Source organism: Streptomyces nidicola (assembly GCF_050106155.1).
In the GTDB taxonomy this organism is placed as follows: Bacteria; Actinomycetota; Actinomycetes; order Streptomycetales; family Streptomycetaceae; genus Streptomyces.
The window spans coordinates 5,688,134-5,699,607 of record NZ_JBNBPI010000001.1 but is presented as its reverse complement, the minus strand read 5'-3'; the positions used below and the strand labels follow the sequence as shown (position 1 = coordinate 5,699,607).

Sequence of the window (11,474 nt, the reverse complement as noted above, 5' to 3'; positions counted from 1 at the left end):
TGAGGGCCGTCTGGTTTCGGTGGGGATTGCGACATCTACCGCCGAGTCCAGGAGGCCCTCATGTGCCACCGTAACGCGCCGCTGACCCCAACGGGCAGGCTGCGTCTGGCCGTGTGCATCGTCGAGGACGGTTGGCCGCTGCGCCGCGCCGCCGAGCGTTTCCAGGTCAGCCACACCACCGCCCAACGCTGGGCAGGCCGCTACCGAAAGTCGGGCTGGGCCGGCATGTACGACCGCTCCAGCCGCCCGCTCCACCAACGCCACAAGACCCCGGCCCCCGTCGAGGACGAGGTGGTCCGGCTGCGCCAGGAACACCGGATCGGGCCGCAGCGGATCGCGGTGCGCACGGGGATCGCCGCCTCGACCGTCCACCGCATCCTGCAGGCCCACCGGCTGCCGCCGCTGTCCTGCACGGACCGGGCCACCGGACGGCCCGTGCGCCGCTACGAACGCGCCCGGCCCGGCGAACTCGTCCACGTCGACGTCAAGAAGCTGGGCCGCATCCCCGACGGCGGCGGACACCGGACGCTGGGCCGGGCCGCGGGCCGCAAGAACCGGCAAGCGGCCGGAGTGGCCTACCTGCACACGGCGTTGGACGACCACTCCCGCCTCGCCTACACCGAGGACCTGCCCGACGAGAAGGCCGCCACCTGCGCCGGCTTCCTCGAGCGGGCCACCGCCTGGTTCGCCACCCGCGGCATCCCGGTCGAGCGGGTGCTGACCGACAACGCCTGGGCCTACACCAAGAACACCTGGGAACAGACCTGCCGCCGGCTGGGCATCAGCCCCCGCTGGACCAGGCCCTGGCGGCCGCAGACCAACGGCAAGGTCGAACGCTTCCACCGCACCCTGCTCGAGGAATGGGCCTACCAGCGGCCCTACACCTCGGACGCCGAACGCCGGGCAGCGTTTGACGACTGGCTCGACTGGTACAACTACCACCGACCCCACACCGGAATCGACGGCCACACACCAGCCAGCCGCGTCACCAACGTGTCAGAACAGCACAGCTAGGGCCCTTCTGACGGATCAGGCTGGATGCGGGCGGCGTCCATGTGCGGTGCAGGCGAGTGGGGTCTGGTGCGTGCAGCTGCAAGGCGGAGGAGGGCGTCAACGCGGAGCGTTGGCAACCGACGACAACGCAGCAGATGTGCGTGCCAGGGCCCGCGACTCCAGCAAGATCCGTCAGAAGGGCCCTAGTCCCCGTCGTCAAACTCCCGCCTGCCCGGCGTTACCGATAGCGCGGTACCGGTGCCGGTGCCGATGGTGCCGGTGCCGGTGCCGGTGCCGCCCGTAGCGTTGCGCGGCACCGGGGCGCCGCCTTGCCCACCCTGCCGCCCAAGGCGGCAGATTGCCCAAGGCGGGGGCGGCCGACCGCGACGGGCGGGAAGCCGTGACCGACGGCGGATCGCCCGCGGCAGGTGCGGTCGACCACCCGGGCGGGGAGCCGTAGCCGACGGCAGATTGCCCGCGGCAGGTGCGATCGACCACCCCGGCGGGGAGCCGTGGCCAGCGGCGGATCGCCCAGGGCAGGGCGGGGGCACCCCGTCAGGCCGACGCCCCCGGAGGGGGCGGGCGGGTGGGAGATAGGCGGGGAAAAGGGCGTCGGCGGCGACGGCCTTCGCGGGGCGCAGCGCCGGTTCCGGCAATTCAGGCCCCGATCTTGGACGAGACTCGCGGCGGCCGGGGCGAAGCCCCGCCTCCGCCACCCCGGTTCGGCACTCGAGCCCCGCCGACACCCAAGGCACGGGGCCCGGGGCGAAGCCCCGCCTCCGCCACCCCGGTTCGGCACTCAGGTCCCGCGCGGGGGCCGGGGCCGACACGGGATGGCCCGCCCCCAGCCCGGCAGACGGGCACCCGGACGACCGCCGACGGAAGAGCGGCGCAGGCCACACCGCCCCCGCACCCCAGCGGAGCGCCTACGCCCCCTTCAACTCCTGACGTTGCCGCCCCAGGCCGTCGATCTCCAGTTCCACCACGTCACCCGCCCGCAGATACGGCTTCGGTTCGGGTTGGCCCATGGCGACGCCCGCCGGTGTGCCGGTGTTGATGACGTCGCCGGGGTACAGGGTCATGAACTGGCTTACGTAGCGCACCACTTCGGCCACCGGGAAGATCTGGTCGGCCGTGCTGCCGTTCTGCTTGAGCTCGCCGTTCACCCACAGCCGCAGGCCGAGCGCCTGGGGGTCGGGGACCTCGTCGGCGGTCACGAGCCACGGGCCGAGCGGGTTGAACGTCTCGCAGTTCTTGCCCTTGTCCCACGTGCCGCCGCGCTCGATCTGGAACTCGCGCTCGGACACGTCGTGCGCGACCGCGTACCCGGCGACGCACGCGAGCGCCGCCTCGTGGGACTCGACGTAGCGGGCCGTGCGGCCGATGACGATGGCCAGCTCGACCTCCCAGTCGGTCTTGACCGAGCCGCGCGGTACGAGCACCGTGTCGTCGGGCCCGACGACCGTGTCGGCCGCCTTGAAGAACACGACCGGCTCGGCGGGCGGCTCCGCGCCGGTCTCCGCCGCGTGGTCGTGGTAGTTCAGCCCGATGCACACGACCTTGCCGATACGGGCCACCGGCGGGCCGATCCGCAGCCCCGACGCGTCGAGGACGGGCAGCTCCCCGGCCGCGGCAGCGGCCCGTACGCGCTCGATCGCGGCGTCGTCGGAGAGCAGCGCCCCGTCGACGTCCGTGACGAGTTCCGACAGGTCGCGCAGGGTTCCCTCGGCATCGAGCAGCGCGGGGCGCTCGGCTCCGGCGGGACCGACTCGCAGCAGCTTCATGGTGTAACTCCCTCTGCAGTAGGAGGAGCCTCCACGGCCCGGTGCGGCGTGCAGCCATCGGAGGACTGGTCGATCCTCCAAGGAGAACGTCCAGTCCGCAATACCCCGTTCACGGACTGGACCCGGATCACCGCTGAGCGTCGCTCAGAGCGCCGGCGCGGCCGCCGCCCCACCCGCGTACGGCATGTCCCGGTAGAGCACGGCCCGCTCGATCGAGCTCCACGTCGTCGACGTGACGACGTACAGCGCGGCGGCGAGCGGCACGAAGGCCACCGTGAAGAGGGTGAAGAAGGACATCAGCGGCATGAACTTGCCCATCGCCGCCATGCCCGGCACCTGCGGCTGGTCACCGTTCGGCCTGTTCTGCTGCGCCTGCGCCATCTGCCGCTTCGTCCGCCGGTAGTTGAAGCTCGCGACGGCGGCGACGAGCGCGAACAACGCCACGTAGACGAGCCCCTGCTCCCCGAACAGCCCGCCGTGCGCGAGCGCGTCGTGGAACCGGCCGCTGAGCGGCGCCGCGCCGAGGGTGTGGCCGAGCAGGGTGTTGGGTTCGCCGCCGATGCTCCGGTTGGAGAACAGGTGGTAGAGCAGGAAGAACGCCGGCATCTGGCAGAGCATCGGCAGGCAGCCGGTCAGCGGGGAGACCTTCTCCTCGCGGTGCAGCTCCATGATCGCCTTCTGCATCGCCTCGGGGCTGTTCTTGTGCTTCTTGCGCAGCTCGGCGATGCGCGGCTGCAGCTTGGCCCGTTCCCGCTGGCCACGGGCCGCCGCCCGCGACAGGGGGTGGACGAGGAGGCGTACGAACGCGGTGAACAGGATGATCGCCGCAGCCGTGGCGGAGGCGCCGAGCAGCGGGTGGAGGAGGTCGGCGAGGTGTGCGACCAGGCTGGCGAAAACGGACATGAACGACGACATGGATGAGCCCTCCGGGGGTCTCGTCGTGCCTGAATCGGTGAGCGAAACGGCGTGACGGACCGCTGAACCGGAAGGTTCAGCAGGCCGTCGGGACGAGGCGTCCGGGTGCTCGGGGCCTGGGGCGGCCCGAGGCGTCGGGATCGCGCTGCGGCAGGAACGCGGTGCGCCGCTCGCGGTCGCGGATGGCGGTGCGGACGCGGGTGCGCGCCACGGCGGGCGCGGAGCGCGCGGCGAGGACGGCGCAGGCGGCGAGCGCGGAGCCCGCGGCGGCGGTCGCGGCGAGCGCGACGGCGCCGGCGATGCTGCCGGTGTCGACGAGCGCCGAACCGAGGAGGACGAAGAGCAGCAGGGCGACGGGCCGCAGCGTCATGGACCGGGCGGGTCCACTGGTCGTGCGTGCCATGTGCCTGCCTCCTCTCGCCGCTCGCGCGTGCGTACGCGTCCTGCCAGTTATACAGGCTCGGTCACGACCGGCTGGAGGAGGCGTCGCGGTTCGAGCAGCGCCCGGCTCACCGGATCGGCGGGGTCCGGGTCGAGCGCGGCGCCGGGCAGCATCTCGACTTCCTCCGGTGGCACGAAGCCCCCGCAGGCCGGGCACTCCCCCACGACGCCGAGCCCGGTGCCGCACGCGGCGTGCCGGAACTCACGCGCCGGCAGGGTCCCCGGGATCGTCCGCCCCCACTGGCTGAGCGAGAGCAGCACCGGCCACAGCCCGCGTCCGTGCGCGGTCACGACGTACTCGTCGCGCGGCGGCGACTCCTGGTAGCGGCGCTTCTCCAGGACCCCGGCCGCGGTGAGTGCCTGGAGCCGGGTGGCGAGGACGGCGCGCGGGATGCCGAGGTGGACGAGGAAGTCGTTGTAGCGCCGCACGCCGTAGAGGGCGTCGCGCACGACGAGGAGCGTCCAGCGTTCACCGACGACCTCCAGCGCACGGGCGGCCGAGCACTGCTGCGTCGCGTAGTCCTTGCCGAGAGCCATGGCCCCACTGTAGCCACTTCTCCGCTATTAGGTTCAGTGAATGAACTCACCGTGCTACGTTCAGGTGGCCCGGTAAGTTCATTCACTGAACCTAAGACTGGATGGGTCCAGCCATGTCACAGCCCACGCCCCGGCCCGTACTCGCGAAGGCCCCGCCGGGGGCCGCCGCCGTCCGCCCGGCCGCCACCCTCGCCGTCACGAGCGCGGCGACGGCGGTGACGCTGATGACGTACGCGGCGCCGTCGATCACGCTCGGCGACACGGCCGCGTCCCTGCACACCGGCCTCTCCGCCCAGGCCTGGCTGCTGAACGGCACCCCGCTCGGTCTCGCCGCGCTGCTCCTGGTCGCGGGCAGCCTCGCGGACGACTACGGGCGGCGCCGCGCCTTCGTCCTCGGCACCCTCGCCCTCGGCCTCACGACGATCCTGGGCGCACTGGCCCCCACCACCCTGCTCTTCACCCTCGCCCGGGTCGCGCAGGGCGCCGCCTCGGCCGCGATCATCGCGGCGAGCCTGGGCCTGCTGGTGCACGCGTTCCCGACCCCGGCGGGCCGCATCAGGGCGACCGGCGTGTGGGGCGCGTGCGTCAGCGGCGGCATCGCGCTCGGCCCGGTGGTCGCGGGCTGGGTGGCCGGGCTCGCCGACTGGCGCTGGTCGTACGCGGTCCTGGGCGCGGCCGCGCTGCTCGTCACGGCCCTCGCACCCCGGGCCCTGACCGAGTCCCGCTCGCCTCGCGCCGGCCGCCCCGACCTGCCCGGCGCCCTCACGCTCGGCCTCGCGCTGGGCGCCCTCCTCGCCGCGCTCACCCTCGGCCGCGACGGCTGGCTCCGCGTGTCCATCGGCGTACTCCTGGCCGCAACTGCCGTGCTTCTGGCGGCATTTGTGGCGGTCGAGCGGCGCAGCGCGACCCCGATGCTCGACCTGTCGCTCCTGCGGCGCCCCCTCTTCCTCGCCGCCACGGCGGGCGGCCTGTTCACCGGCCTGTCGGTCATCGCGCTCTTCAGCTACGTCCCCACGCTCGTCCAGCGCACGATGGGCGTGAGCCCGATGGGCACAGCCGGGCTGTTGGTCGTCTGGTCCGGCACGTCGTTCCTCGTCGCGCTTCAGGCGCGGCGCCTGGCGGGCCGGGTCTCCCCGCGCCACCAACTGGCCGTCGGCTTCGCCCTGCACGCGCTGGCCGTCGCCACGATGCTGGGCGCGGCGGGCTCCGGGCACTGGACGCGGCTGCTGCCCGGGCTCGTCGTCTCCGGCATCGGCAGCGGCCTGCTCAACGCGGCGCTCCCGCTCCTCGCCGTCGAATCGGTCCCGGCCGGTCGCGCGGCGATGGGCTCGGGCGCCAACAACACGGCGCGGTACATCGGTTCGGCGGCGGGGGTGGCCCTGATGATCGCGGTGTCCACGTCCACGGGCACGTCGACGCACGCGCTGGCCGACGGCACGAACGCGGCGCTGATCGCCTCCGGCGTGCTGGCCCTCGCGGCGGCGGGCCTGCTGCTCGGGCTGCGGGAGCGGAAGCCGGCGCCTGCCCGGGGCTGAACCGGGGGTTCTCCCCACCCCGCACACGGGCGCCACTCCCATGGGCGCGCGCGACCCGCGTCCATAGCGTGACCGGTGAGATCAGGCGGAGGGGACGAGGGGACAACGGAACATGTGGAAGCTGGCCAGGCGCACCATCCGGTACCGGGGAAAGAGCCTCACGGCCACCTTCCTCGCGCTCTTCCTCGGCACGGTCATCGTGATGTCCTGCGGCGGCCTGCTGGAGACCGGCGTACGCAACAACGCGCCCGCGCAGCGGCTCGCGCGGGCCGACCTCGTGGTGACGGGCGACCGTTCGGTGACCCCGCCCTCCAAAGGCGACGAACCCGATGACAGCGACGACCCGGCGATCATGCCCGAGCAAGTGCCCGTATCCACCACGGCACTTGACCGGGTGCGGGCCGTCGAGGGCGTGCGCGATGCCGTCGCCGAGCGGACCTTCGACGCGGCGCTCGTACCGGAAGCACGCGGCGGGGCCTCGCCGGTGAAGGCGCAGGCGCACGGCTGGGCCTCGGCCGCCTTCGCGCCGTACCGGATCGCCGAGGGCAAGGCACCGGCGCGGGACGGCGAGGTCGCCCTCGACACCCGGACGGCCCGGGCCGCGGGCGTCGGCCCCGGCGACGAGGTCCGGATCGCGGCCGGGGACGGCACGCGGACGTACACCGTGAGCGCGGTGGTGAAGGCCGCACAGGAGATGGACCGGGCGGCCGTGTTCCTCTCCGACGACGCCGCGCAGGCGCTCGCCCCCGCGGTCGCGGACATCGCCGTACGAACAGCGCCCGGCACGGACCTCGGGGACGTACGCGACCGGGTCGCCGCCGCACTCGACGGGCAGCCGCTCAAGGTCGTTACCGGCGACGGCCGGGGCACCGTGGAGTTCCCCGAGGTGCTGACCAGCGGCTCCGATCTGGTCGCGCTGGCGGGCGCGTTCGGCGGCATGACCACCGTCGTCGCGATCATGGTGGTGTCCGGGACGGTCGCGCTGTCGGTGGGCCAGCGGCGCCGGGAGTTCGGGCTGCTGCGGTCCATCGGCTCGACGCAGCGCCAGCTGCGCCGGATGCTGCTGACCGAGACGCTGCTGGTCGCCGTGGTCGCGGCGGGCGCGGGCTGGTTCGTGGGACCGCCGGTGGGCCGGTGGCTGTTCGGCGAGTTCCAGGGCACGGGCTTCGTCTCCGATTCCGTGACGTACGCGCAGGGCTGGATCCCGGCCGTGGCCGCGGCCGGCGCGCTGCTGATCACCGCGCTCCTCGGCGGCTGGATCGGCGCCCGGCGCGGGGTGAACGTCAAGCCGGTGGAGGCGCTGCGCGAGGCCGAGGTGCAGCTGCGCTGGGCACACCCGCTGCGGATCGTCCTGGCGGTCCTGTTCCTGTCCGGGGCCGCGGCCCTGGCCATCCTCACCGTCCTGCTGTTCGACGGGCCCATCGCGGGCAGCACGGCGGGACCGACCGTGCTGTGCGCCGTCATCGGGTTCGCGCTGCTCGGACCGGGCCTCACCAAGCTGATGGCGTGGCTGATCGGCGGCCCGGTGCGCCGGCTCACCGGAGCCGGCGGCAAGCTGGCCGTCTCGCACGCCCGGGTCCGCGCCGTCCGCATGGCCGCAGCGGTGACGCCGCTGATGCTGGCGACGGGCATGGCGACCGGCAACCTCTACCTCCAGACCACGCAGATCGAGGCCACGAAGTCGGCGTACGCGGCCAACCTCCGCGCGGACGCGGTGCTTTCACCGGCGGCGGGCGGCGTCTCGGACGCGCTCCTCGCCGAGGTCCGCCGCACCAAGGGCGTCGAAGCGGCGAGCGCCTACGCCACGAGTACGGGCTTCATCGACGGCGTGACCGACGAGGACGGCATCCCGCTCCAGGGCGTCAGCGCGCGGCAGGCCTCCCTCACCACGGCCGTACGACCGGTCGCGGGCAGCCTGGAGAAGCTCGACGGGAACACCGTGGCGCTGACCACCGAACGGGCGCGCAAGCTGCACAAGGCGGTCGGCGACAGCTTCACGCTCCGCCTCGGCGACCGGGACAAGGTCGACGTCCGCATCGTCGCCCTCTTCAAGGGCCGCCCCGGCTACGAGACGGCCTTCCTGCCCGCCGGTCTGCTCGCGGCCCACACGGATCTGGGTCGCCCCTCGCAGATCCTGGTCCGGACGTCGTCCTCGGCCGCCGTCCCGGCTCTCGCGTCCCTCGCACCGGGCCTGGAAGTCACCGACCGCGAGTCGCTGATCGAGGCCACGGCCGAGGACGCTCAGACCCAGGCCTGGATCAACTACCTACTCATCGCGATGATCGTGGCCTACACGGTGCTCGCGGTGGTCAACTCGCTGGTCCTCTCCGTCGGCAACCGCAGCCGGGAGTTCGCGCTCCAGCGGCTGGTCGGCTCCACGAAGGGCCAGGTCATGAAGATGCTGACCATCGAGGCCCTGATCGTCGCCGCGATCGGCCTGCTGCTCGGCACGGCGGCCGCGAGCACGTCACTGTTCCCGTTCGCCCATGCGGCGGCGAACACCTGGATGCCGTCAGGACCTTGGTGGATCTACGGGGCGGTCGTGGCCGGTGCCGTCACGCTGTCGCTGGCCGCGACGCTGCTGCCGGCGTGGGCGGCGCTGCGTACGCGGCCGGTGGAGGCGGCGGGGGCGCAGGAGTAGGGGCAGGGGCAGGCGCGGGGGTAGAAGTACGAGTGGCTACCCGGCCTCCGCCCCGACCGGCTCCCGGGCCAGCACGTCCTCGTCCGCCCGCTCGTCCCTGTCCGCCGGGAACGCGTACGTCACCACCAGCGTCACGGCGAGATTGGCGGCGAGGGCGACGATCCCGGCGTTCACCCCGAACACCGGATCGTGCCCGCTGAACACGAGCCCGCACACGACCCCGACCCCCACCACGAGCCCACTCAGCGCACCCACCAGACTCAGCCTCCGCCACACCAGACCCACGAGCAGCATCGGCACGAGCTGCGCCATCCCCTCGTACGAGATGAGGGAGAGCCGTACGAGCGTGTTGGGCGCGGCGTACGTCAGCACGAGCGCGACCGACCCGGCGACGACGACCACGACCTGCGACCACGTCTTCTGAGCCTGGGAGGAGTCCCGCCAGCGCGGCACGAGCGAGAACACGCTGCTCCCCCACATCGTCCCGATGACCAGCATGAACACGGCCATCGGCACGATCGACGACAGTGCGGCCGCGACCCCGACGATCCCCACGACCCACGCGGGAAGCGAATCGACGACGAGCTTGAAGAGCGCGAGGTTCGACTCGGCCCCGGTGAGCCCGGGCACGACGAACAGCGCCGCCATCCCGAGGAACATGGGCACGAACAGCAGCACGTTGTACGCGGGCAGCCACATTGCATTGCGCCGCAGCGCGTCCGCGCTCCGGGCGCCGAGATACCCGGCGACGGTGGTCGGGAAGATGACGACGGTGAGGGCGTTCAGGAAGGTCGTCGTGGCGAACCACCCTTCTCCGTAAGGCGATCCACCACTCCCCGGCAACGTCAGCCAGGCCCCCTTCTCCTCGACGAGCCGCCCGAGGAAGTCCCCGTACCCGTCGAAGTAATGAAGAGGTACGTAGACGGCGAGGAAGGCGAGCGTGACGATGACGAGGAGGTCCTTCAGGACGGACACCCAGGCGCTCCCCCGCAACCCGCTGACGACGACGAAGACGGTGGTGACGGCGAAGCCGATGAAATAGGCCCAGTTGAGGCCGACGGCACCGTACGAGATCGTCGAGACGACGACGCCCATCCCGGTGATCTGCAACTGGATGTACGGGAGCAGGAACACGGTGACGAGAACGGCGACACCGGCACCCAGCCATGGCTGCCCGAACCGGTGCGCGACCATGTCGGTGATGCTCACGAGCCCGTGCCGGCGCGCGTAGGCCCACAACAACGGCCCGACGACGTACCCGATGGCGTACCCGCAGGACATGTAAGCGACGACGTACAGCACAGGGGCGCCGTAGTTGTACCCCCACCCGGCAGCACCGAGATACGAGAAACTCGTATACCCCTCCCCCGCCATCAACACCCACACGAACACGGCCCCGAGCGACCGCCCGCCCACGGACCACTCGGCGAGCCCGCCTCCGCCGCCCCTTCCACGTACGGCGAGCAGCCCGAGCGCGACGGTGACGACCATGAAGACGCCGAAGAGGGTGGTGGCGACGGCGGCATCGCTCATGACCGGCCCCGCTTGAGCCGCTGGTCGCCGCGCCAGGTGAGCCAGGCGGCGAACGGGGTGACGAGCGTGGCCCCCAGCAGCCACACGAACAGGAACGGCAGCCCGAACACGACGGGTTCGACGCGGTTCACGAAGGGCAGCGCGCCGATGTAGAGCACGAAGGGGACGAGGAGCCAGAGCAGGTGGGGCCGTTTGATCACGAAACGGCAGCCTATCGGGGGTGGCGGGCGCTGCCGGGGACCCCGGTCACCGAGGGCTCATCTTGCTGAGCTTCCCCCACACGATGAGCCGGTACTTGGAGGTGAACTCGGGCGTACAGGTGGTGAGGGTGATGTAGTACCCGGGTTCGCCGTACCCGGCTCCCGCCACGACGCGACTGCGCGGCACGGGATCGATCACGCCCCCGTCGCCGGCCGAGGTCTGGGCGAGCGTCTTGTCGACGACGTACGTGTACGAGGCGGTCTTCGTCCGGACGGTGAGGGTGTCGCCGCGCCGCAGCCGGTTGATGTAGCGGAACGGTTCGCCGTGCGTGTTCCGGTGCCCGGCGAGCGCGAAGTTCCCGGCGCCGCCGGGCTGGGCGGTGCCGGGATAGTGGCCTACGTAGCCGTGATTGAGGACGTTCGCCTTGCTGATGCCCTGGGCGACGGGGGCGCGCAGGCCGAGGCGGGGGATGCCGAGGACGGCGTAGGCCTGGTCCCAGTTCGGCTGGGGCGGCGGCGCGGGCTTGGCGCGGTGGTCGTCCGGAGTGACGGAGGGATCGTCGCTCGGGGTGCCACTGGACTCGACGGCCCCGGCGGCGGGCTCGGTGTGATCGACACTTCCGTCACTTCCGGCCGAGGCCTCCCCCCATTGCCGCTCGAGGGCCTCTACCTGCCGATCGGCACCGGCCCTGGCCTGCCGGTTGGTCCACCACAACTGGTGCACGACGAGCAGCAGCACGACGAGCCCGAGGGTGACGGCGACCTCGGCACCGTTCCAGAGCAGGCGCCGCACGGAGGACCGCCGCGAGGGCCCTTGGGTCACGACGGCGGGCCGATCGGTACGCATACGTTGCAGACGTTGCAGCAGCACGCGCGCAAGATAGATCGCGGGGCG

General features: G+C 72.4%; 10 protein-coding genes. 3 read left to right on the top strand and 7 right to left on the bottom strand.

Features of this window, described 5'->3' with window-relative positions; translation table 11 throughout:
* Nucleotides 1-60: 60 nt before the first annotated feature.
* The gene (locus ACOKM3_RS25875) at nucleotides 61-1,014 is read left to right on the top strand and encodes an IS481 family transposase (RefSeq protein WP_426903416.1); all 954 of its coding nucleotides are present in this window, start codon (nucleotides 61-63) and stop codon (nucleotides 1,012-1,014) included.
* A 905-nt stretch (nucleotides 1,015-1,919) separates the two neighbouring features.
* Here ACOKM3_RS25875 and ACOKM3_RS25870 read toward each other — a convergent pair.
* The 4 genes from ACOKM3_RS25870 to ACOKM3_RS25855 all read right to left on the bottom strand — a co-directional run bounded on the left by ACOKM3_RS25870 (nucleotide 1,920) and on the right by ACOKM3_RS25855 (nucleotide 4,670).
* On the bottom strand, nucleotides 1,920-2,777 hold the full coding sequence (locus ACOKM3_RS25870) for a fumarylacetoacetate hydrolase family protein (RefSeq protein ID WP_426903415.1): 858 nt from the start codon (nucleotides 2,775-2,777) through the stop codon (nucleotides 1,920-1,922).
* A 144-nt stretch (nucleotides 2,778-2,921) separates the two neighbouring features.
* Nucleotides 2,922-3,692 carry a YidC/Oxa1 family membrane protein insertase gene (locus ACOKM3_RS25865; protein ID WP_426903414.1) on the bottom strand — a complete coding sequence of 257 codons (771 nt, stop codon included), beginning with the start codon at nucleotides 3,690-3,692 and terminating at the stop codon, nucleotides 2,922-2,924.
* Nucleotides 3,693-3,768: 76 nt separating this feature from the next.
* On the bottom strand, nucleotides 3,769-4,095 hold the full coding sequence (locus ACOKM3_RS25860) for a DUF6412 domain-containing protein (RefSeq protein WP_426903413.1): 327 nt from the start codon (nucleotides 4,093-4,095) through the stop codon (nucleotides 3,769-3,771).
* A gap of 47 nt (nucleotides 4,096-4,142) precedes the next feature.
* Nucleotides 4,143-4,670 carry a winged helix-turn-helix transcriptional regulator gene (locus ACOKM3_RS25855; protein ID WP_426903412.1) on the bottom strand — a complete coding sequence of 176 codons (528 nt, stop codon included), beginning with the start codon at nucleotides 4,668-4,670 and terminating at the stop codon, nucleotides 4,143-4,145.
* Nucleotides 4,671-4,783: 113 nt separating this feature from the next.
* On the opposite strand from ACOKM3_RS25855, the gene ACOKM3_RS25850 reads away from it, so the two are divergent.
* Both ACOKM3_RS25850 and ACOKM3_RS25845 read left to right on the top strand, forming a co-directional pair.
* The gene (locus ACOKM3_RS25850) at nucleotides 4,784-6,205 is read left to right on the top strand and encodes an MFS transporter (protein WP_426903411.1); all 1,422 of its coding nucleotides are present in this window, start codon (nucleotides 4,784-4,786) and stop codon (nucleotides 6,203-6,205) included.
* A 112-nt stretch (nucleotides 6,206-6,317) separates the two neighbouring features.
* Nucleotides 6,318-8,846 (top strand): FtsX-like permease family protein, encoded by a 2,529-nt coding sequence (locus tag ACOKM3_RS25845; RefSeq protein WP_426903410.1) that lies wholly within the window; start codon nucleotides 6,318-6,320, stop codon nucleotides 8,844-8,846.
* Nucleotides 8,847-8,882: 36 nt separating this feature from the next.
* Here ACOKM3_RS25845 and ACOKM3_RS25840 read toward each other — a convergent pair whose 3' ends face one another.
* From ACOKM3_RS25840 to ACOKM3_RS25830, 3 genes are read right to left on the bottom strand one after another with little or no spacing between them, the layout of a single operon-like run.
* A complete protein-coding gene (locus tag ACOKM3_RS25840) occupies nucleotides 8,883-10,379 on the bottom strand; it encodes a sodium:solute symporter family protein (protein WP_426903409.1) in 1,497 nt (498 codons plus the stop codon).
* On the bottom strand, nucleotides 10,376-10,579 hold the full coding sequence (locus tag ACOKM3_RS25835; RefSeq protein ID WP_426903408.1) for a DUF3311 domain-containing protein: 204 nt from the start codon (nucleotides 10,577-10,579) through the stop codon (nucleotides 10,376-10,378). The genes ACOKM3_RS25840 and ACOKM3_RS25835 overlap by 4 nt, the downstream gene beginning before the upstream one ends.
* Before the next feature lie 46 nt (nucleotides 10,580-10,625).
* Nucleotides 10,626-11,426: a class E sortase gene (locus ACOKM3_RS25830; RefSeq protein ID WP_426906894.1), complete on the bottom strand. Its 801-nt coding sequence runs from the start codon at nucleotides 11,424-11,426 to the stop codon at nucleotides 10,626-10,628.
* Nucleotides 11,427-11,474: the final 48 nt, after the last annotated feature.